Below are 19,698 nucleotides of genomic sequence, written 5' to 3' on the forward strand. Positions count from 1 at the left end.
GATGCGGAGGCCTTCCCCGAGCTTGCGGCCTGCGGTCCCGGCGCCTGTAGCTGCGGCGCCTTCCCCCCGCCATCCGCCCGCGCGGCGGAGGAGGCCTGACATGCCCACCCAGATCGCCCCCTGCCCCGTCCCGGCGTCTCCCTGCACGCTGATCGACCTGTTCGGCCGCCGCATCACCTATCTGCGCCTCTCGGTGACCGACCGCTGCGATCTGCGCTGCGTCTATTGCATGGCGGAGGACATGACCTTCCTGCCGCGCAACGAGGTGCTCTCCATCGAGGAACTGGACCGCCTCGCCACCGCCTTCATCGGCCATGGCGTCACCAAGCTGCGTCTCACCGGCGGCGAGCCGCTGGTACGGCGGGGCATCATGGACCTCGTCGCCTCGCTCTCCCGCCACCTCGCCTCCGGTGCACTGAAGGAGCTGACGCTGACCACCAACGGCACCCAGCTCGCCCGCCATGCGGACGACCTCGCGCGGCTCGGGGTGCGGCGGGTGAATGTGTCCCTCGACACACTGGACCCCGATACCTTTCGGCGAGTCACGCGGCGCGGATCGCTGCCCGTGGTGATGGATGGAATCCGCGCCGCACTGAATGCCGGGCTGACTGTGAAACTAAACGTGGTGGCACTCGCCGATTCCACACCCGGCAACGTGGTTGAACTCATCGAATTCGCGCACCGGCATGGCATGGACATCACCTTCATCGAGACCATGCCGCTCGGCGACGTGGGGGTGGACCGGGTCGATCAATATCTGCCGCTCGACCGTCTCAGAGGCTTGATTGAACAGCATTTTTCGCTCACCGACACGCCGGAGCGCACCGGCGGTCCGGCACGCTATGCCCGAGTGGCCGAGACCGGGGGGCGCATCGGCTTCATCACCCCCATGTCTCACTCCTTTTGCGAGAGCTGTAACCGTATCCGGGTAAGCGCGACGGGCGTCCTCTACACCTGCCTTGGTCAGGAAAATGCAGTGGATCTAAAGACTTGCTTGCGCACCGGCGGCGAAGCGGCACTGACGGAGGCCATCGCCGAGGCCATCCGCGCGAAGCCCCGCGGGCATGATTTCGTCATCACCCGGGGCGGCGCGCCCACCCTGTCCCGGCACATGTCAGCACTCGGCGGCTGAACCGGAAATCCGTTTTATTTCAGGATTATAGCCATGCGCACCGCCGCAACATTCCGCGCCTTCACCGGCGCCGCCCTGCTGAGCCGGGGCTTCCGCCCCTTCTTCCTCGGCGCCGGCCTGTTCGCCCTTGCCGCCATCGCCGTCTGGCCGGCGGTTTTCCTCGGCGAAGTCATTCTGCCGACTGCATTTTCCCCCGTCGAATGGCACGCCCACGAGATGCTGTTCGGCTATGGCGCGGCCGTCATCGCCGGCTTCCTCCTCACCGCCATCCCCAACTGGACCGGCCGCCTGCCGGTCGCGGGCAATGCCCTCGGAAGCCTTGTCCTGCTTTGGTTTTCCGGCCGCGTCGCCGTGCTCGTCTCTGCCCGCATCGGCTGGGCAGCGGCGGCGGTGATCGACGTGGCCTTCCTTGCCGTCTTCGCGCTGGTGGTGGCACGGGAGATCGCGGCCGGAAAAAACTGGCGCAATCTCAAGGTGGTAGGAGTTGTGGGGCTGCTCGGCCTCGCCAATCTCGCCTTCCATCTCGAAGCCCATTTTACCGGCGATGCCGACCTTGCCGGGCGGGCGGCGCTGGCGCTGATCGTCTTCCTCATCCTCCTGTTCGGCGGCCGCGTCGTGCCGAGCTTCACCGGCAACTGGCTGGCCCGGCGCCCGAATGAGCGCCGCCCGGCGCCGTTCGACCGTTGGGACGCCTGTGCGCTCGCCGCCTCCGCCCTGGCCCTCGTCGCCTGGATCGCCTTTCCGGACAAGGGGTTGACTGGCCTTGCCCTGATCGCCGCCGGCCTTACGACCCTGGCCCGGCTCGCCCGCTGGCGCGGCTGGCGGACTGTCTCCGATCCGCTGGTTCTTGTGCTGCACGGCGCTTTTCTGCTGGTGGCGCTGGGCTTCCTCGCGGCCGGGGCATCGGCGCTGGCGCCGGATCATGTGCCGGCCGCCGCCGGGCTCCATGTCTGGGCCATCGGCGGCATCGGTGGCATGACCTTGGCCATGATGACACGGGCGACCCTCGGCCATTCCGGCCAGGCCCTCGCCGCGACGCCTGGCACTGTCGCGGTCTATCTCCTTGTCGCCGCAGCACTTGTGGCGCGTGTGGCCATGGCCTGCCTCCCGCAATGGACGACTCCGTTGATGCTGGTCGCGGCAGCCTGCTGGTGCGCCGCCTTTGCCGGGTTCGTCGCCATCTACTGGCCCATGCTCGCGCGGCGAGGATGACCTGCACCAAGCTTGGCCTTACCCCGCAACCGCGAATACGACTTTAGTCGCAAGAGACAGAAAGGCGCTGGCCTTTACGGTACGAGACGGTAGCCTCCCTTTAACGATTTAACCAAAAGGGAGAACGCCCATGCAGCGCCTGTCCGCCGCAGCCAACCCGTTTCGGCCTGCCCGCCTCGCGGCAGCCGCCCTGACGTGCGCGCTCGCTTTCACCCCGGCGGCCGCCCGGGCCGAGTTCGTGAACGTCCTCACCGGCGGAACGTCTGGCGTTTATTATCCGCTCGGCGTGGCCATCTCGAAGGTGATCGGCGAAAAGGTGCCCGGGACCCGCCCCTCGGTGCAGGCCACCAAGGCGTCGGTGGAAAATCTGAACCTCATCCAGCAGGGCAAGGGCGAAGTCGCCTTCACCCTCGCGGACAGCCTGGCCGACGGTGCGGCCGGCAAGGAAGAGGCCGGTTTCAAGGCCCCGCTGACCAAGGTGCGGGCGCTGGGCGGCATCTATCCCAACTATATCCAGATCGTCGCCTCCAAGGATTCCGGCATCAAGACCATCGCGGATCTCAAGGGCAAGCGCCTCTCCGTGGGCGCGCCCAAGTCCGGCACGGAACTCAACGCCCGCGCCATCCTCAATGCGGCTGGGCTGAAGTATGACGACCTCGGCAAGATCGAGTACCTGCCCTTCGCCGAATCCGTGGAGCTGATGAAGAACCGCCAGCTCGACGCCACGTTGCAGTCCGCCGGCCTCGGCGTCGCGTCCATCAAGGACCTCGCGAATTCAGTGCCCATCGTGGTGGTGGAGGTGCCAGGCGCGGTCATCGACAAGATCGGCGCGCCCTATCTCAAGACCACTATCCCCGCCGGCACCTATGAAGGCCAGAGCGCGGACGTGGCGACTGCGGCGGTCCCGAACTTCCTCGTCACCCGCTCCGACCTGAAGGACGACGAGGTCTACGCCATTACCAAGGCCATCTACGAGAACCTGCCGGAACTGGCGGCGGCCCATTCGGCGGCCAAGTCCATCACGCTTGCCAATGCGATGAAGGGCTCACCGGTCGCCTTCCATCCGGGAGCGGAGAAGTTCTTCAAGGAAAAGGGCGTGACGCCCTGAGCCGACGAGCCGTCCGGCTTCCTCGCCTTGCCGGCGGCGCGCTTCAGCGCCGCCGTTTCCCATTCCAGACCGCGCCAGACGCCGCGAGCCCTGATCCATGACCTCCTCGCTCCACACGCCGCAGACCGTCCCGCCGGTGAGCCACGACGTGAACAACCCCAGCCACGGCGCACCGGTGGTGGTGGACGACGCGCTGCTCGACCTCACCTGGGGGCCGGGCGCATGGGGTCGGACGGTGTTCTGGATTGCCGTGGCCTTCTCGACCTTCCAGGTCGTCACGGCCGCCTGGAGCCCACTGGCGAGCCAGATCGTCCGCTCCGTCCATGTGGGCTTTCTGCTCCTGGTGGTGTTCGCCATCGCCGCGAACCACAAGACAGGAACCGAGCGCCTGGTGTTGTGGGGCCTCGGCATCTTCTCGTTCATCGTCGGCCTTTATCACTGGGTGTTCTACGCCGCGCTGATCCAGCGGGCGGGCGACCCCTCCACCATGGACATCGTGGTCGGCACCATCGCGGTGGCGCTGGTGTTCGAGGGCTCTCGACGGCTGATGGGCGCATCCCTGCCGATCATGTGCGGCGGCTTCATCCTCTACGGACTGTTCGGTGAATACCTGCCCGCGCCCCTCGACCACCGCCCGTTCGATTATGTGCAGGTGGTGGACCAGATGTTCCTCGGCACGGAGGGCATCTACGGCACACCCACCTACGTCTCCTCCTCCTTCATCTTCCTGTTCATCCTGTTCGGCGCCTTCCTCGAGCGGGCGGGGATGATCCAGCTGTTCAACGACCTCGCCATGGGCACGGTTGGCCATGCAAAAGGCGGCCCGGCCAAGGTGGCCGTGATCTCCTCGGCGCTGATGGGCACCATCAACGGCTCGGGCGTCGCCAACGTCGTTACCACCGGCCAGTTCACCATCCCGCTGATGAAGCGGTTCGGCTACAAGCCGGCTTTTGCCGGGGCGGTAGAGGCAACCGCCTCCATGGGCGGCCAGATCATGCCGCCGGTGATGGGCGCGGTCGCCTTCATCATGGCCGAGACCATCGACGTGCCCTACGCCACCATCGCCACAGCGGCGGTGATCCCGGCCTTCCTCTATTTCTTCACCGTCTTCGCCATGGTGCATCTGGAGGCCGGCAAGGATGGCCTCTCCGGCCTGCCCAAAGACAAGTGCCCGAACGCCTGGCTGGCACTGAGGAACAACTGGTACCTCATCCTGCCGCTGGCGGCCCTCGTTTGGCTGCTGTTCTCCGGCTATACGCCTCTGTTTGCAGGCACTGTCGGCCTTGCGCTTACTGCGCTCATCGTGCTCGGCGCCCCGGTGGCACGCCTGATCGGGCCTTACGGACTCCGGGTGGTGTTCTGGATTGTGCTCGGCCTGTCGGCGGCGAGCTTCCTGGAATACGGCATCAACGGCGTCGCCACCGTCATCGCCGTGCTGGTGGCCATCCTGTTTTTTGTGAAAGGCGGTCGCGAGACGCTGCGCATCAGCATCGAGAGCATGGCGGACGGCGCGCGCAACGCGCTGCCCGTGGGCATCGCCTGCGCGCTGGTGGGCACCATGATCGGCGTATTCACCCTGACCGGCGTCGCCACAACCTTCGCCACCTTCGTGGTGGAAGTGGGCAAGAACTCGCTGTTCCTGTCGCTGGTGCTGACGATGATCGCCTGCCTCATCCTCGGCATGGGGCTGCCAACCATCCCGAACTACATCATCACCGCCTCCATCGCCGGCCCGGCGCTGCTAGCGCTCGGGGTGCCGCTCATCGTTTCACACATGTTCGTCTTCTATTTCGGTATCATGGCCGACCTGACACCGCCGGTGGCGCTCGCTGCCTTCGCAGCGGCGCCCATTGCGGGCGCCTCGGGTCAAACCATCGGCTGGATCGCAACGCGCATCGCGGTCGCGGGCTATGTGGTGCCGTTCATGGCGGTCTATGCTCCGGCGTTGATGCTGCAGAACGGCGATCCCATGGCCGACATCATCGGCTTCTGGCCGGCGGTGGCCTACGTGTTCGTCAAGGCGGTCATCGCCATCATCCTGTGGGCTGCCACGGCGACGGGCTACCTGCTGGCGCCGCTCAATGTCGTGGAGCGCATCGTCGCCTTTGTCGCCGCGGCGCTGCTCATCCTGGCCCTGCCCATGACCGACGAGATCGGCTTCGCCGCCTCCGCCGCCTTCATCGGCTGGCACTACTGGAAGAGCCGGGCGCGTCCGGGCGCGGCCTGAGTGGCCCTCGCTTGCCTCGTGGCGGGGGCGACGGTGGTGCGGCTTGCCGCTGCCATCACCCTTGCCTGGACCCATTCCGTGCAGAAGAGCACCTGGCAGGAGGACTGGCGCGCCACTCCGGCCGGCCTTGTGCTAGACGAGGTGCGCGTCCAGGGGTCGGGCGCCGGCATGGAGCCGCCGGAAGGTGCGGTCCTGGTGGGTGGCTTCTATGTCTCCCATCCCGCTCTGGCGCCACAGCGGGAGGTGATCCTGCGCCGCTCGGGAGCGACGGCCGACTGGCAGGTCTGCATCGCCGACACCTGTCGCCCGATGGCCGAGTTCGTCCCGCCCGGTGCCGATCCGGTGACGTTAACCACCTGCGAATAGGCCCGGCCGCCTGCGCAGGCGCTGGACATGCGTTTTTATCCGGGTATTTTTAGCGAGCAACTGGAATTGTCGCGTGTCTCTGTCCCTTACCCGAATTTGCACCGCCTTCGCCGGAACGCGTCTTCTGCGCACCGGCGCCTTGTCCGATGTGGCGCTGGCGGTGAAGGCTGCTACGGCCTCCGCAGACTTCGGCACCGTGCTCGTCTTCGACGATGTCACGGGGCGGCTCATCGATCTCGACCTGCGTGGTGACGACGCCGAAATCCTCGCCCGCCTCGATGCTGCTGGCGCGCCGGCTGCCCCCGAGCCAGACGCGCCCGCCAAGGGCCGCGGCCGCCCGAAGCTCGGCGTCGTCGCCCGCGAAGTGACGCTGCTGCCGCGGCACTGGGACTGGCTCGCCGCCCAGCCGAGCGGCGCCTCTGCGACCCTGCGCCGGCTGGTGGACGAGGCACGCCGCCGTGATGCCCCGCAGCAGCAGCGGCGCGCCGCCCAGTCCGCGGCCTATCACTTCATGCAGGCGCTTGCCGGAGACCTGCCGGGCTATGAGGAAGCCACCCGCGCCCTGTTTGCCGACGACCGTGCCGGGCTGGAGCAGATGACCGTCGGCTGGCCGCCCGACGTCCGCACACACGCCTTGCGCCTCGCCTTTGGCACGGAAGGTGACGGCGCAGGCTGAACGCCGATCCGCGGCGTCCAACCTGCATTAAAGCCACGGCAACCGGGCGGGCGCAGTGTGGGGCAACAGCCGGAGCCACCATGTCCGACCCGACACACCAAGCGCCAGCCTCCACCTATATCCTCGCGATGGCCGTGCCCGAGGATCGGCCGGCCATGGCGCAGCTGTGGGTGGAGACCTGGGCGAAGACCATGTCCGACATCGATTTCGTCGCACGCCTTCCGTGGCTGGAAAGCCATCTGGATGCCCTGACAGCCGACGGCGCACTGATCCAGGTGGCGCGGGAAGGAACGCGTGAAGGGCGCGTGGCCGGTTTCGTCGTCATCCATCCGCGCACCGGCTATCTCGATCAATTGGCTGTCGCGCCGCCCTTCTGGGGCAAGGGCGCAGCGGAGGCGCTGATGGCGGAGGCGCGCCGCCTCTCCCCTGCCCTCGTCGCACTGGATGTGAACCAGGACAATCCTCGAGCGGTGCGCTTCTACGAGAAAATGGGGCTGGCCATCGTCTCGGAAGGTGCCAATCCAATGTCCGGCCGCCGGACCTACCGCATGGAGTGGCGCGGCGCCTGAAACCTAGGCTGCCGCGTGGAACTGGAGCTGGGCGAGGCGGGCATAGAGGCCGCCCTTCGCAACCAGTTCCGCATGGGTGCCTTCGTCGACGATGCGCCCGGCCTCCATGACCAGGATGCGATCGGCGGAGAGCACGGTGGCGAGGCGATGGGCGATGACCAGCGTGGTGCGCCCCTGCATGGAATGCTCCAGCGCCGTCTGCACCAGGGTTTCGCTTTCTGCGTCGAGTGCGCTCGTGGCCTCGTCGAGCAACAGGATGGGTGCGCCGCGCAGGATGGCGCGGGCGATCACGATGCGCTGGCGCTGCCCGCCGGAGAGCGTCACGCCGCGCTCGCCCACCATCGTGTCCCAGCCCTGCGGCAACCGGGCGACGAACTCGTCCACCAGCGCCGCACGCCCCGCCTCTTCCACCTCGGCGTCGGTGGCCTCCGGCCGGCCCAGCCGGATATTGGCCCGCACGCTATCGGCGAAGATGGCCACCTCCTGCGGGACCAGCGCCATCTGCCGCCGCACGGCAATGGGATCCGTCTCGCGAATGTCGATGTCGTCAAGGACGATGCGCCCGGCCTGCGGGTCGTAGAAGCGTTCGAGCAGCTGGAAGACGGTGCTCTTGCCGGCTCCGGACGGCCCGACGAGAGCCACCCGCTCTCCCGGCCGTATGGAAAACGAAACGGAGGTGAGTGCCGAATGGTCGGGCCGCGTCGGATAGGAGAAAGACACTTCGTCGAAGCGGATGGCGCCGCTGACCCGCGCCGGCAGCGCCACGGGCTTCGCCGGCGCACGCACCTGCGGCTCCACCCTGAGCAGTTCGCCGATGCGCTCGGCAGCTCCGGCAGCGGCGGACATCTCGCCCCAGGTCTCGGAGAGGTTGCCGAGGGAGGCTGCTGCGAGCACCGCATAGAGCACGAACTGGCCCAGCGCGCCCGACGTCATGGTGCCCGCCAGCACCGACTGCGCGCCCGCCCACAGCACCGCCACCACCGAGCCGAACACCAGGAAGATGGCAATGCCGGTCAGCCAGCCGCGGGCCTGCGTGGCCTGCCGGGCGGCATCGAACGCCTGCTCCACCGCCCCGTCAAACCGCTGCCGCGCCGCGCCCTCGGCGCTGGCCGCCTGCAGGGCTCGCATGCTGTTCAGCGCCTCGGCGGCATAGGCTGAGGCATCCGCAAGAGTGTCCTGCGCCTGACGTGTCAGGCGTCGCACCTTGCGGCCCGAGGCCATCAACGGCAGCACGATGATCGGGATGGCGACCAGCACGAGACCGGACAGGCGGGGGCTTGTGACCACCATCATCGCCACCGAGCCGATGCACATCATGAGATTGCGCAGGGCCGTCGAAGCGGAAGCGCCCACGGCGGATTTCAGCTGCGTGGTGTCGGCGGTGAGGCGGGAGGTAAGTTCGCCGGAGCGGGCCGAATCGTAGAAGGTGCCGTCCAGCGTCACGAGGCGGGCGAACACCGCCGTACGCAGGTCCGATACGATCCGCTCACCGAGAGTGGTAACAAGATAATAGCGGCAGGCCGAGGCGAGGGCGAGCACCGCGGCCACCGCCACGAGCACCCCGAAATATTGGTCCACAAGGCCGGCATGATCCTCGGCAAAACCAAAATCGATCATGCGCCGCACGGCGATGGGCAGCGCGAGCGTCGCGAGCGCAGCGGCAAGAAGGGCGCAGAGCGCAGCCGCGACCCGACCTCGATACCGCTTGAGATATGGCGCCAGACCGGCGAGCGGCTTCAGGTCTCGCCTGCGCTTTTGAGCGTCGGCGCGGGTGTCGGAGCTGTCGACAGGGGCAGATGAGGTGTCGGCTTGTGTCAAGGCATCCACTCGGCTATAGACCCGCCACTTCCGTCAGGAACCGAAATTGACGCTGCCCTCCCTAGCGGGGCGGGCGTGGCGATAAAGGATTGAACCAATGAAGAGCGACATTCACCCCGATTACCACTTCATCAAGGTGGTGATGACGGACGGTTCCGAGTACACGACCCGGTCGACCTACGGCAAGGAGGGCGACACCCTTCAGCTCGACATCGATCCGCGCACCCATCCGGCGTGGACCGGCGGCAGCCAGCAGCTGATGGACCGCGGCGGCCGCGTGTCCCGCTTCAAGAACAAGTTCGGCGCGCTGCTCAAGGGCTGATGCCGCCGGGGCGTTCGGGCCCCTGCTGCCGCTGCGGTGCTGCGCGCCTCCGCCGCAGCGACGCAAACGCACAACCGCCCTCCTCCGAGGTCGGAGACCCGTCAGGGAATGACAAGTTCAAGCCGCGGGCGGCCCTGCCGCCGTCGCGGCTTTTGCTTTTGGGCGGCTCCAGCGTCCCCCTCCGGGATCACCGCCAGCTGGGCGGCGACACCATCGGCGAGGGCGGCCAGATCGAGCGCGGCAAGGCGCGCGACCGCCGGCAGACGCACCATCACATGTGCGGGAAGTATCAGCGCCAGCGGCGCCGCGGCAGCTGCCACTTCCGAGCAGGACATGGACGCTTCGTCCCGGCTTAGCAGCAGCACCAGTCCCGCCGCGATGTCGGAGCGGAGGCGCGCCAGCGCTTCCGCATCGGCTGGCAGAAGCGTCGAGGGCGCCAGACGCGCTTCGGCCGCCGCGAGGCGTTCAAAGCCGCGAGCGATCCCGCCTCCCCTACCCTGCTCCTGATCCACTGCCCGCTCCGTCGAAGGAACCGGCATCAAGCGCGGAGCCGGTGCCCCCGTAAAGAGGAGCGGCTCCGATCAGACTGGGGATATCGGGGGCTGGCCAAAGAAGAGCCGCCTTACGGCGGCTCGAAGTCCGACAGGGAGAGTTGCCAGAAGTCCGGGGAGGATCTTTTCCGACGGACAACTCCAAGATGCGCGCGGGTTATTGACGCGGCGTTAACACGAACCCGCTAGCCGCCCATCCCGCGCGAACAGAGCCGGCACGATCGCAGTCCAGCAGCCGGGCCGCCGTCCTAAAGCTTGAAGGCTGCGTCGGCCGCCGCGCGGGAGGCGCGCTTGGAGACGAGCGCCGCCTCCAGCCGCGCGATCTCCGCCTTCAGCGCGGCTATGCGCGCCTCAATCTCGTCCACAGACAGGCGCGACACGTCCGCGCCAGCCAACGGATCGGCAGGCCTCGGCTTGATCTCCTCATCCATTGGCTTTGCTCCTCCCCTTCCCTATTCTCCGCGGCGACCGCCGCAGCCTCAGGCGCGGTTGCCTCCAGTCGGATCCCCCTATTTTGCGCGCCGCGGCCGGGCTGGGAAGAGCCTCGTGCCGCCGCCCTTGCCGGAGCCTTCCATGTCCAGCGCCGCCGCCCTGCCCGAGACCATGACCGCTATCACCGTCAGCGCCCCAGGCGGCCCCGAGAAGTTGGTGCCCGGCCCCCGGCCGGTGCCCAAGCCCGCGCCGGGCGAGGTTCTGGTGAAGGTGGAGGCGGCCGGCATCAACCGGCCGGACGTGATGCAGCGCAAGGGGCTCTACCCGCCGCCCCCTGGCGCGTCCGATATTCCCGGGCTCGAGATTGCCGGCACCGTGGTGGCGCTGGGAGAGGGCGCGAGCACCTACAAGATCGGCGACAAGGTGTGCGCCCTCGTCACCGGCGGTGGCTATGCCGAATATTGCCCCGCCCACGAGGCCACCACCCTGCCCGTGCCCGAAGGCCTCTCCATGGCCGAGGCCGCGGCCATGCCCGAGACCGTCTTCACCGTATGGAGCAACATCTTCGACCGCGGCGGACTGAAGGCCGGAGAGACCCTGCTGGTTCATGGCGGAGCGAGCGGCATCGGCACCACGGCGATCCAGCTGGCCAAGGCGTTCGGCGCCCGCGTGGTGGTCACCGCCGGATCGGATGAAAAGTGCGCCGCCTGCGTGAAGCTCGGCGCGGACCTTGCGGTGAACTACAGGACGCAGGACTTCGTCGCGGAGGTGAAAAGCTTCACCGCCGGCAAGGGCGCCAACGTCATCCTCGACATGATCGGCGGTCCTTACATCCAGAAGAATTACGAGGCGGCGGCCCAGGACGGCCGCATCGTCCAGATCGCCTTCCAGCAGGGCGCCAAGGCCGAGGTGGACTTCATGCGCCTCATGCTGAAGCGCCTCACGCACACCGGCTCCACCTTGCGCTCGCGCCCGGTCGCGGAAAAGGCAGCAATAGCCGCCGCTATCGTGGAGCACGTCCTGCCGCTGATCGCCGCCGGAAAGTACCGCCCGGTGATGGACGAGACCTTCCCGCTCACCGACGCGTCCGGCGCGCACGCCCGCATGGATGCGAGCGCGCACGTGGGCAAGATCGTGCTTGTGGTGGTCTAACTCCGGACGAGGCGGGGGATTGCCCCGCCTCTGCCTTCACGGGCGCCAGTCGCGCGGGGGCACGCCGCCCGAGCGCTGGATGGCCTCGATGACCTCCCGCTGGCGGCGGTCGGTGCGCTTCATGTGCACCGCGATGACCGCATGGGCGGAGGGCACCAGGAACATCAACGGGAAGATCAAGCCGAGCAGGATGCACGGCACGATCATCACCAAATTGATGATGGCCGAGATAGGCTGCCCGTTCACCAGCAGGCCGACGGGCGGCAGCAGAGCGGCGAGAATGTAGATCATGGTCTTCCCGGGCCCTCCTTTGAGGCCCAACGTCCATATGGTGTGCCCTGCCCGTGCTGCAAGGATCGGGGCCGGACCATGCGCCGAACGCCGGTTGATCGGGGCGCCGCCTCCGCCTATTGCGGAGAAGGGGAAACGGCGAGGCCCGAACGGACCGGCCCAAAGGTAAGCTGATGCAGCTCAAGGCGCTCCCGCCTCAAGTCCTCATTCCGCTCATTGTCGCCTGCGCGCTCTTCATGGAGCAGGTGGACTCGACCGTCATCGCCACCTCCCTGCCCGCTATTGCCGCCGACCTCGGCGAGGACCCGGTGGCGCTGAAGTTGGCGCTGACCTCCTACCTGCTCTCGCTCGCCGTCTTCATCCCCGCCAGCGGCTGGGCCGCCGACCGCTACGGCGCGCGAACGGTCTTCCGATCGGCGATCGTCATCTTCACTATCGGCTCGATCTTGTGCGGCCTGTCCTCTTCGCTGGCGGACTTCGTGCTCTACCGCATCATCCAGGGCATGGGCGGAGCCATGATGGTGCCAGTGGGGCGCCTCGTCATTCTGCGCTCGGTGCCGAAATCCGAGCTGGTCTCCTCGCTCGCCTGGCTCACCATTCCCGCGCTGCTGGGCCCGGTGTTCGGTCCGCCGCTGGGCGGCTTCATCACCACCTATTTCGACTGGCGCCTCATCTTCTTCATCAATGTGCCGATCGGCGTGCTGGGCGTGTTCCTCGCCACCCGCTTCATCGAGAACGTGCGCGAGGAGGACGTCCCGCCCCTCGATCTCAAGGGCCTGATCCTGTCGGGCGTGGGGTTGGCCGGCCTCGTCTTCGGCTTTGCCGTGCTAGGACAGGAGGTGCTCGTGCCGCAATGGGCGGCGATCGCCATCGGCGTCACCGGGGCATTCTTCCTGTTCCTCTACGTGCGCCACGCCCGAGTCACCCCGCACGCCGTGCTCGATCTGCGGCTGTTGCGCCATGGCACGTTCCGCGCGGGCGTCGTGGGAGGCTCCCTGTTCCGCGTGGGCATCGGCGCCATGCCGTTCCTGCTGCCGCTGATGCTGCAGCTCTCTTTCGGCCTCTCGCCCTTCGCCTCCGGCCTCCTCACCTTCACCGCTTCCGCTGGGGCGATGGCCATGAAGTTCACCGCCGCAAAGCTGCTGCGGCGCATCGGCTACAAGCATGTGCTTATCGCCAATGTCTTCCTGTGCAGCGGCTTCATCGCGATCAATGCGGCCTTCACGCCGCTGACCCCCCACTGGCTCATCGCATCGCTGCTGTTGGTGGGCGGCTTCCTGCGCTCGCTGCAGTTCACGGCCCTGAACGCGCTGAGCTATGCCGACGTGGAGCCGGCCGAGATGAGCCGGGCCACTTCGTTTGCGAGCGTGGCACAGCAGGTCTCGCTCTCGTTCGGCGTCGCCGTGGCGGGCCTGGTGCTGGAAACCATGCGGGCCTCACGGGGCGAGGTGGCGGTGACCCAGGGCGACTTCTCCGCCGCCTTCCTCGTGGTGGCGGCGGTGAGCGCACTCAGCATCTTCTTCTTCATTCCCCTGCCGAAGGATGCCGGCGCCTCGCTCACGGCCCGCAAGCCGGACCTGGACGATCCGCGCAGCGAAGTGCCGCCGGACTAGGCTTCCGCTTCGTCGGTCTCGTCCGTCTCGTGCTCCGCTGCTTCGACCTTCCCCCGGAAACCGGTTGCGAGCACATAAAGCTCGGCCGAATCGGCCCGGCTGGCGGCGGGCTTGATATGACGCACCAGCGCGAAATCGCGCTTGAGATTGGCGAGGAGCGTGCCCTCGGTGCCCCCCTGGATGACTTTGGCGAGGAAGGCGCCGCCCGGCGCAAGCACCTGCCTGGCGAAATCAGCCGCGAGTTCCACGAGGCCAACGATGCGCAAGTGGTCGGTCTTCTTGTGACCCGTGGCGTTCGCCGCCATGTCGGACATCACAAAATCCGCCTGCCCGCCGAGCATCTCCATCAGCCGCCCCGGCGCGTCGGGAGCGAGGAAGTCCATCTGGGCGAAGACGACACCGGGAATCGGGTCCATCTCGAGAAGGTCGATGGCGACGATCTTACCCTGCCCCTGCTCGAGGCCGATCTTCTGCGCCGCCACCTGGCTCCAGCCGCCGGGCGCAGCGCCGAGATCGACGATGCGCAGTCCACGCTTCAGAAGCTTCGCCTTTTCGTCCATCTCGATGAGCTTGAACGCCGCGCGGGAGCGCCAACCCTCGCGCTTGGCCCGCGCCACGTAAGGGTCGTTCAGCTGGCGCTGAAGCCATTTCTGCTGGGAGGTGGTGCGGCCGCGCGAGGTCTTCACGCGAACCTTCAGCGGCCGGCCGTCCGGCCCACGGGGTGGTGTGGTCACGCTGGGCGGCTTCCGTTCGGCGCGGTCGCGTGGAAGCCGTCGGCTGAGCGGCCGTTCCGCCACACGCCGTCCGCCCGCATCATCTGCACCAGCATCCCCTCCCTCAGCCCGCGATCGGCGACCCGCAGTCGGTCGGCGGGAAATACGCGGCGCACCGCTTCCATGATGGCGCAGCCGGCGAGGACGAGATCCGCCCGCTGGGCGCCGATGCACGGATTTGCCACGCGCTCCTCGAAGCTCATGGTCATCAGACGGTCCACCACCTGCTCGATGTGGCTGGCCCCGAGCCAGGCCCCGTCGACGCGCGCGCGGTCGTAGCGGTCGAGGCCGAGATGGATGCCGGCGACGGTCGTCACCGTTCCCGACGTACCCAGAAGGTGCAGCCGGGCGGGGGCGCGCACGCCCCAACTCTGGCGCACGCCGTCGAGCATGCCACACACCTCGTCCACCATGGTGTGGAACACGTCCGGCGACACCTTCACGCCGCCGTGGCGCTCCGAGAGGGAGACGACCCCCACGGGCAGCGAGACCCAGGAGCGGATGCGGGCCCGCGGCGGGCCATCGTCGCCGGCCGAGCGGCGGCCGAGCCAAACCACTTCGGTCGAACCGCCGCCAATGTCGAACAGCACCGCGCCCTCGCAGGAGGGGTCGACCAGTGGTGCGCACCCGGTCGCGGCAAGCCCCGCCTCGGTGCGGCGGTCAACCACCTCCAGCGTCAGCCCGGTGCGGGCCTCGACCTGCGAGCAGAAGTCCTCGCCGTTGACGGCGGAGCGGCAGGCCTCGGTCGCCACCATCCGGGCGCGGGTGACGCCGCGCAGGTCCATTTTGGCAGCGCAGATTTCAAGCGCGCCCAAGGCCCGTTCCATCGCGCCGTCGCACAGGCGGCCGGACGCGCCAAGCCCTTCGCCGAGGCGAACGATGCGCGAGAAGGCGTCCACCACGCGGAAGCTGCGGGCGGTTGGCCGTGCGATCAGGAGGCGGCAATTGTTGGTTCCGAGGTCGATGGCGGCGTAGATGCCGTGCGGGCTCGGCACCCGCGGCTCGGTCCGGCGATCCTGGGACGGTGCAGACGCGGCACACGGGGCGGCAGGAGGCTGGTCCTCCGGACCACCACCCGTCTCCGCACGCGACGGAGATACCGTTGCCTCGGCAACGGTTCCGCTGCGGCAAGACTGCTCCGGACCCCCACCGGGCCCGTGCGTCTCGTCCCTCATGTCCTGTCCCTCGCCGCAAGGCGGTCCCGTGCGCTCAGGCCGCCGCGAAGGTCCACGGCCGGCTGCGCCTTGCGGCCAGTGTAACAGCGCGACGCCGCTGCGCAATGCCGCGGCGTGCCTTGTTCGTGGTCACGAGGCGATGGGACTCACTCGGCGGCGGCGCGGCCCTTGAGATCGAGGGTCAGGCCGGCGGCGAGGGCGTCGGCGCGGAAGGCCTTCACTGCGTCCAGGGACAGCTCGGCGGCGGTGCGGGAGCCTATGGCGGGCAGCTTCTTCAGCACGTCGGCGGGGGCGGTGATGATGTGGCAGCCCATCTCGTCCGCCTCGATCACGTTCCACACCTCGCGGGTGGAGGCCCAGATGACCTCGACGTTCGGCGTGGCGCGGGAGAGCTCGACCGCGCGGGAAATGGCCGGCTTGTAATCGATGCCCAGATCCGCCAGCCGGCCGGCGAAAACCGAGATAATTGAAGGCGCTCCGCCGGCCAGGGCCTTCACGCCCTCGTCCACCTGGGGGACGTCGAAGATGGCGGTGAGGTTCACCTTCACGCCGTCCTGCACGAGGTCGCGCACCAGTTCGTACAAGGTTTCGCCGCGGGTGGTGGAGACCGGGAGCTTCACATGCACATGCTCGCCCCAGGTGGCGATGACGCGGGCCTGGGCGCGGATTTCGGGGATGTCGTCGGAGAAGACCTCGAACGAGATATGCCGGTCCGGCACCGCTGCGACGAGATCTTTTGCGTAGGCTTCATAATCGGTTACGCCGGCCTTGCGCAGCAAGGAGGGGTTGGTGGTGAAGCCGGCGATGTGGGGCTGCTTCGCCATTTCCACGATCTGCGCCTTGTCGGCGCCGTCGGTGAACAGCTTCACCTTCAGGTCGCTCAGCTTCACGGACATCTCTTCGGCTCCCTTGACGATTTCGGCCATCCTATAGGCGGTTTGCGGCAAATTGGACACCGCCCGGATCGAGAATTCGAACCGGGTGTCAGCCCAGGTTTCCGGGTGGGATATCGGTGGCATTAAGGGGGTGTTCACCATGAGTCGAACGAGCCGGTGTCAGCTGGACCGGCGGCAACCTCCGGGAAAGAACCGGCGGGTCATCCTCGGTGCGGCAGTAGGGGCGGAGGCGTGCGGTTCGCGCACCTGATTACCGTCCAACTGGAAGATCAGGGCATCAAGAGGCGGGCATGGTCTCGACGGACATGGTGGAGCGGATGGCGCGGGCGATGCACGCCTATTCGCAGCAGCGTTATCCGCTGCTGGAGCCGTGGGAGGAACTGTCTCCCGAACGGCGGGCCTACCAGCGCCAGCTCGCCGCCCATGCGCTCCAGGCCCTCACCCCTCACGACGTGATCGAGATCACCTCCCGCGCCGCGCCGGCCATCGTGGCCGTGCCGGTGGACCCGGCGCCCTGGGCGCTGGCGGAGCTGCAGGAAGCCGCCATCTCCGACAACGGCACCGCCATGGATGCCCGGCGGCGCTACCGCTCCTTCCTCGCCACCGCCTCCCTGCCGCTGGCGACCCGCCATGCCGAGGGTGCGGTCTGAGGGACTGCGGGCCGAAGCCGCCCCCCTGAAGCCTATTCCGCCGCCAGCGCCGGCCGGTCGAGGCCGCGGCCGGAGCGGGTAAGGTAGCGGCGGCATTGCTGCTCGCGGTCGTAGCCGAGCATGGTCCCCAGCATGAAGTCCTCTTCCGCCGTCAGGGCGTTGAGCGGCCTTGTGACCAGCGCCCGCGCCACCGCCACGAAGGCATCGCGGCCGAAGAAGAGATTGGCCTTGGCCGGGCTCACCTGCTGGACAAAATGGTCGATGCCCGCCCGCTCCAGCCGCGCCAGAAGAGGCGGCAGGTCCCGCGTCCCCAGCGTCATCAGGAACAGGGGCCGCACGCCCCGCCCCAGCTCGTAGAGATGATGGTGAAACAGACGCTGCGTGGCGCCTGCCTCCTCGCCTGCCGCAAGGCGCACCGGGGCCGGCGGCCAGCCGGGCTCCGCCACGCCCGGCAGTTCGCAGGCGGCCTCTAGAGAATGGTGCTGAGCCATGCGGTCACTCGCTTGTCGGTGAGACCGGACTGGGTGTCCTGGTCGAGGGCGAGGCCGACGAACTTGCCGTCGCGCTCGGCGGTGGAATTGAGAAAGTCGTAGCCTTTGGTATCGGTGAAGCCGACCACCACCGCCTCCAGCGCCGTCACCTCGTCGTAGAGAATGCCCATGGCGTCCACGAAGGAGCCGGGATAGCTTTCCTGGTCGCCGGTGCCGAACAGGGCCACCTTCTTGCCCTTCAGCCGGGCGCCGCGGAGCTTGTCGATATGCTCCTCCCAGTCGGTCTGGAGCGTGCCGTCGCCATAGGTGGGCGACCCCAGGATGAGCAGCTCGCAATTCTCGAAATCGGCCGCGCTCGCCGTCTTGATGTCCACCGCGCGGCCCTGGCACTTCTTGGAAATCCGGGACGCAACGCCCTTGGTGGCTCCGCCGTCGGAGCCGAAGATCACGTTAACAATCATGTCCTCGTCTCTTTATGGAATGATTCAAAAGCAGTCGCCGCAGACTTCGCAAATGACGCAAGCCGACGACCTGGGAAACGGCAATTGTTCGCGATGCAAATGCATCGCATGAACATCATGGCATCAAGGTTTCGTTCAAGACAATGGGGATCGGAGACATTGGAATGTCTCGATGGTGGGCGCTGACCACCGTCGTCGGAGACCGACCGGGCATGACGAGCGGGGCAACGACCTCGAAGAGTGACGCGCACCCCATCCGGCCTTCACCGCCGTCATGGCCGGGCTGGTCCCGGAAGTCGGGCGGTTGGGATGGCGGCGGCGGCGCCGTGAAAGCCGGGCTGAACTCTCGCAACCGTCATCGCCCGGCTCGTCCGGGCGATCCACAGGTGGGATGGTTCGGGTTTTTGCGACAGTGCGCAGGCCGATGGGTGGATCGCCCGGACGAGCCGGGCGATGACAGCGGACAGGTTGAGTGGGGTCTCCGCGCAAGCGCCTTAACGATGATGACGAACGCACGCGCTACGCCGCGTCCCCGCTCTCTCACCTCAGCATGAAGCCGATCGCCAGCGCGTTCGCGATGTCGATGAAGAAGGCGGAGACCAAGGGCAGGATGATGAAGGCGATGGGCGCCGGGCCGTGGGTGCGGGTCACGGCGGTCATGTTGGCGATGGCGGTGGGGGTGGCGCCGAGGCTGATGCCGGTGAAGCCGGCGGCGAGCACCGCCGCCTGATAGTTCCGGCCCATGGCGGGAAACACCACGAACAGGATGTAGGCCACCGCCACCAGCGTCTGCAGCGCCAGCACCATGCCGAGCGCCGGGCCGAGGCCACCGAGGGTCCAGAGCTGCATGCTCATCAGCGACATGGCGAGGAAGATCTTGAGCGACAGGTCGGACACCAGCGCCAGCGCCGGGGTGCGGGCCGGCCACGGCAGGCGGGGGGCGACCCTGGGCAGGATGTTGGTGATGACGATGGCCACCAGCATGCACACCACGAACATGGGCAGCTTCAGGCCGGTCTTCTCCACCACGCCTTCCAGGGCATAGGCGATGATGATGACGAGGTTGAGCGCCAGGATGGTGACGAGAATGTTCTTGTAGTTGACCGAACCGCCCTCCGGCTCGGCCGGGGTGTCCGGCAGGCCCACCATGGGGGCGTCGTCGCCGCTGCCGCGCAGGTTGAAGCGGGAGATGAGCAGGCCTGCCACCGGACCGCCCACGAGGCTGGCGATGACGAGGCCGAGGGTGGCGCTGGCGATGCCGATCTCCAGCGCGTTGGGCAGATCGAACCGCTGCGCGATCAGCGGCGCCCAGGCGATGGTGGTGCCGTGGCCGCCCACCAGCGACACCGAGCCGAGCAGCGGCCCCACGCCATAGGGCAGGCCGAGGGCCGCCGCGCCGCCGACGGCCACCACGTTCTGCAGCACCAGATAGACCACCGTGAGCAGCAGCAGGATCACCAGCGGCCTGCCGCCGGTGGCGAGGTCCGAGACGCGGGCATTGAGACCGATGCCGGTGAAGAAATAGAGCAGCAGCAGGTCGCGGGCGTCGAGATCGAACGTCACCGCGAGGCCCAGCACCTTGTAGGCGAAGAGCGTGGCCAGCGCCGCGATGATGCCGCCGGTGACGGCCTCGGGGATGTTCCAGCGCTTGAGCGGGGTGATGATCTCGTTGAGGCCGGCGCCGAGGAAGTAGACGAGGATGGCGATGGTGAAGCTCAGCAGCCCCGAAACCTCGAACGTCGCTGGCATCTGGCTTCCCCCTGCGCGGCCCTGTCTCGCCCCA

General features: G+C 67.7%; 21 protein-coding genes. 11 read left to right on the plus strand and 10 right to left on the minus strand.

Annotated elements, in window-relative coordinates:
• Positions 1 to 100 precede the first annotated feature (100 nt).
• The 7 genes from moaA to ACT54R_RS19530 all read left to right on the plus strand — a co-directional run bounded on the left by moaA (position 101) and on the right by ACT54R_RS19530 (position 7,290).
• Complete coding sequence (moaA, locus tag ACT54R_RS19500; RefSeq protein ID WP_476328936.1) at positions 101 to 1,132, plus strand: GTP 3',8-cyclase MoaA; 1,032 nt, start codon at positions 101 to 103, stop codon at positions 1,130 to 1,132.
• A gap of 33 nt (positions 1,133 to 1,165) precedes the next feature.
• Positions 1,166 to 2,344 carry an NnrS family protein gene (locus ACT54R_RS19505; RefSeq protein WP_476328938.1) on the plus strand — a complete coding sequence of 393 codons (1,179 nt, stop codon included), beginning with the start codon at positions 1,166 to 1,168 and terminating at the stop codon, positions 2,342 to 2,344.
• A 130-nt stretch (positions 2,345 to 2,474) separates the two neighbouring features.
• The gene (locus tag ACT54R_RS19510; protein ID WP_476328940.1) at positions 2,475 to 3,452 is read left to right on the plus strand and encodes a TAXI family TRAP transporter solute-binding subunit; all 978 of its coding nucleotides are present in this window, start codon (positions 2,475 to 2,477) and stop codon (positions 3,450 to 3,452) included.
• Between the two features lie 97 nt (positions 3,453 to 3,549).
• On the plus strand, positions 3,550 to 5,679 hold the full coding sequence (locus tag ACT54R_RS19515) for a TRAP transporter permease (protein WP_476328942.1): 2,130 nt from the start codon (positions 3,550 to 3,552) through the stop codon (positions 5,677 to 5,679).
• Entirely contained in the window at positions 5,680 to 6,045 is a 366-nt protein-coding gene (locus tag ACT54R_RS19520; protein WP_476328944.1) for a DUF1850 domain-containing protein, read from the plus strand.
• Positions 6,046 to 6,118: 73 nt separating this feature from the next.
• Positions 6,119 to 6,721: a DUF2239 family protein gene (locus tag ACT54R_RS19525; RefSeq protein WP_476328946.1), complete on the plus strand. Its 603-nt coding sequence runs from the start codon at positions 6,119 to 6,121 to the stop codon at positions 6,719 to 6,721.
• A gap of 80 nt (positions 6,722 to 6,801) precedes the next feature.
• Entirely contained in the window at positions 6,802 to 7,290 is a 489-nt protein-coding gene (locus ACT54R_RS19530) for a GNAT family N-acetyltransferase (protein WP_476328948.1), read from the plus strand.
• A gap of 3 nt (positions 7,291 to 7,293) precedes the next feature.
• Here the strand turns inward: ACT54R_RS19530 and ACT54R_RS19535 are convergent, their stop codons facing one another.
• Positions 7,294 to 9,117, minus strand: a complete 1,824-nt coding sequence (locus ACT54R_RS19535) for an ABC transporter transmembrane domain-containing protein (protein ID WP_476328950.1) — start codon at positions 9,115 to 9,117, stop codon at positions 7,294 to 7,296.
• Between the two features lie 88 nt (positions 9,118 to 9,205).
• Here ACT54R_RS19535 and rpmE point away from each other — a divergent pair, with 88 nt between their 5' ends.
• Positions 9,206 to 9,430, plus strand: coding sequence for a 50S ribosomal protein L31 (gene rpmE, locus ACT54R_RS19540; protein WP_024277552.1), 225 nt, complete (start codon positions 9,206 to 9,208; stop codon positions 9,428 to 9,430).
• 101 nt (positions 9,431 to 9,531) lie between these two features.
• Here rpmE and ACT54R_RS19545 read toward each other — a convergent pair whose 3' ends face one another.
• Both ACT54R_RS19545 and ACT54R_RS19550 read right to left on the minus strand, forming a co-directional pair.
• Positions 9,532 to 9,942, minus strand: a complete 411-nt coding sequence (locus tag ACT54R_RS19545; RefSeq protein ID WP_476328952.1) for a hypothetical protein — start codon at positions 9,940 to 9,942, stop codon at positions 9,532 to 9,534.
• A gap of 287 nt (positions 9,943 to 10,229) precedes the next feature.
• Positions 10,230 to 10,412: a DUF1192 family protein gene (locus tag ACT54R_RS19550; protein WP_476328954.1), complete on the minus strand. Its 183-nt coding sequence runs from the start codon at positions 10,410 to 10,412 to the stop codon at positions 10,230 to 10,232.
• 142 nt (positions 10,413 to 10,554) lie between these two features.
• Here ACT54R_RS19550 and ACT54R_RS19555 point away from each other — a divergent pair, with 142 nt between their 5' ends.
• Positions 10,555 to 11,565 carry an NAD(P)H-quinone oxidoreductase gene (locus tag ACT54R_RS19555; RefSeq protein WP_476328956.1) on the plus strand — a complete coding sequence of 337 codons (1,011 nt, stop codon included), beginning with the start codon at positions 10,555 to 10,557 and terminating at the stop codon, positions 11,563 to 11,565.
• Between the two features lie 36 nt (positions 11,566 to 11,601).
• Here ACT54R_RS19555 and ACT54R_RS19560 read toward each other — a convergent pair whose 3' ends face one another.
• Positions 11,602 to 11,856 carry a hypothetical protein gene (locus tag ACT54R_RS19560; RefSeq protein WP_168462499.1) on the minus strand — a complete coding sequence of 85 codons (255 nt, stop codon included), beginning with the start codon at positions 11,854 to 11,856 and terminating at the stop codon, positions 11,602 to 11,604.
• 173 nt (positions 11,857 to 12,029) lie between these two features.
• Between ACT54R_RS19560 and ACT54R_RS19565 the strand changes: the two genes are divergently transcribed.
• A complete protein-coding gene (locus ACT54R_RS19565) occupies positions 12,030 to 13,469 on the plus strand; it encodes an MFS transporter (protein WP_476328958.1) in 1,440 nt (479 codons plus the stop codon).
• Here the strand turns inward: ACT54R_RS19565 and ACT54R_RS19570 are convergent.
• The 3 genes from ACT54R_RS19570 to ACT54R_RS19580 form a co-directional block, all read right to left on the minus strand.
• The gene (locus ACT54R_RS19570) at positions 13,466 to 14,203 is read right to left on the minus strand and encodes an RlmE family RNA methyltransferase (protein WP_476328960.1); all 738 of its coding nucleotides are present in this window, start codon (positions 14,201 to 14,203) and stop codon (positions 13,466 to 13,468) included. The two genes, ACT54R_RS19565 and ACT54R_RS19570, sit on opposite strands and share 4 nt — an antisense overlap.
• Complete coding sequence (locus ACT54R_RS19575; protein WP_476328962.1) at positions 14,200 to 15,417, minus strand: Ppx/GppA phosphatase family protein; 1,218 nt, start codon at positions 15,415 to 15,417, stop codon at positions 14,200 to 14,202. Before ACT54R_RS19575 ends, ACT54R_RS19570 begins: the two co-directional genes overlap by 4 nt.
• 146 nt (positions 15,418 to 15,563) lie before the next feature.
• On the minus strand, positions 15,564 to 16,313 hold the full coding sequence (locus ACT54R_RS19580) for a transaldolase family protein (protein ID WP_476328964.1): 750 nt from the start codon (positions 16,311 to 16,313) through the stop codon (positions 15,564 to 15,566).
• 290 nt (positions 16,314 to 16,603) lie between these two features.
• Here ACT54R_RS19580 and ACT54R_RS19585 point away from each other — a divergent pair, with 290 nt between their 5' ends.
• Entirely contained in the window at positions 16,604 to 16,963 is a 360-nt protein-coding gene (locus ACT54R_RS19585; protein WP_168462494.1) for a hypothetical protein, read from the plus strand.
• 32 nt (positions 16,964 to 16,995) lie between these two features.
• Here the strand turns inward: ACT54R_RS19585 and ACT54R_RS19590 are convergent, their stop codons facing one another.
• The 3 genes from ACT54R_RS19590 to gltS form a co-directional block, all read right to left on the minus strand.
• The gene (locus ACT54R_RS19590) at positions 16,996 to 17,454 is read right to left on the minus strand and encodes a DUF2023 family protein (protein WP_476328966.1); all 459 of its coding nucleotides are present in this window, start codon (positions 17,452 to 17,454) and stop codon (positions 16,996 to 16,998) included.
• Positions 17,433 to 17,915 (minus strand): flavodoxin FldA, encoded by a 483-nt coding sequence (gene fldA / locus ACT54R_RS19595; RefSeq protein ID WP_168462492.1) that lies wholly within the window; start codon positions 17,913 to 17,915, stop codon positions 17,433 to 17,435. The genes ACT54R_RS19590 and fldA overlap by 22 nt, the downstream gene beginning before the upstream one ends.
• Before the next feature lie 540 nt (positions 17,916 to 18,455).
• Entirely contained in the window at positions 18,456 to 19,664 is a 1,209-nt protein-coding gene (gene gltS, locus ACT54R_RS19600; RefSeq protein WP_476328969.1) for a sodium/glutamate symporter, read from the minus strand.
• Positions 19,665 to 19,698: the final 34 nt, after the last annotated feature.

It is taken from the genome of Xanthobacter sp. DMC47 (assembly GCF_056313845.1).

Excerpts from the sequence above, each read along its gene's own strand:
- ACT54R_RS19510 (WP_476328940.1), top strand. The coding sequence starts at position 2,475 with ATGCAGCGCCTGTCCGCCGCAGCCAACCCGTTTCGGCCTGCCCGCCTC.
- ACT54R_RS19530 (WP_476328948.1), top strand. The coding sequence starts at position 6,802 with ATGTCCGACCCGACACACCAAGCGCCAGCCTCCACCTATATCCTCGCG.
- ACT54R_RS19555 (WP_476328956.1), top strand. The coding sequence starts at position 10,555 with ATGTCCAGCGCCGCCGCCCTGCCCGAGACCATGACCGCTATCACCGTC.
- ACT54R_RS19550 (WP_476328954.1), bottom strand. The coding sequence starts at position 10,412 with ATGGATGAGGAGATCAAGCCGAGGCCTGCCGATCCGTTGGCTGGCGCG.
- ACT54R_RS19505 (WP_476328938.1), top strand. The coding sequence starts at position 1,166 with ATGCGCACCGCCGCAACATTCCGCGCCTTCACCGGCGCCGCCCTGCTG.
- rpmE (WP_024277552.1), top strand. The coding sequence starts at position 9,206 with ATGAAGAGCGACATTCACCCCGATTACCACTTCATCAAGGTGGTGATG.
- moaA (WP_476328936.1), top strand. The coding sequence starts at position 101 with ATGCCCACCCAGATCGCCCCCTGCCCCGTCCCGGCGTCTCCCTGCACG.
- ACT54R_RS19580 (WP_476328964.1), bottom strand. The coding sequence starts at position 16,313 with ATGTCCGTGAAGCTGAGCGACCTGAAGGTGAAGCTGTTCACCGACGGC.
- ACT54R_RS19560 (WP_168462499.1), bottom strand. The coding sequence starts at position 11,856 with ATGATCTACATTCTCGCCGCTCTGCTGCCGCCCGTCGGCCTGCTGGTG.
- ACT54R_RS19585 (WP_168462494.1), top strand. The coding sequence starts at position 16,604 with ATGGTCTCGACGGACATGGTGGAGCGGATGGCGCGGGCGATGCACGCC.
- fldA (WP_168462492.1), bottom strand. The coding sequence starts at position 17,915 with ATGATTGTTAACGTGATCTTCGGCTCCGACGGCGGAGCCACCAAGGGC.
- ACT54R_RS19515 (WP_476328942.1), top strand. The coding sequence starts at position 3,550 with ATGACCTCCTCGCTCCACACGCCGCAGACCGTCCCGCCGGTGAGCCAC.
- ACT54R_RS19565 (WP_476328958.1), top strand. The coding sequence starts at position 12,030 with ATGCAGCTCAAGGCGCTCCCGCCTCAAGTCCTCATTCCGCTCATTGTC.
- ACT54R_RS19575 (WP_476328962.1), bottom strand. The coding sequence starts at position 15,417 with ATGAGGGACGAGACGCACGGGCCCGGTGGGGGTCCGGAGCAGTCTTGC.
- ACT54R_RS19590 (WP_476328966.1), bottom strand. The coding sequence starts at position 17,454 with ATGGCTCAGCACCATTCTCTAGAGGCCGCCTGCGAACTGCCGGGCGTG.
- gltS (WP_476328969.1), bottom strand. The coding sequence starts at position 19,664 with ATGCCAGCGACGTTCGAGGTTTCGGGGCTGCTGAGCTTCACCATCGCC.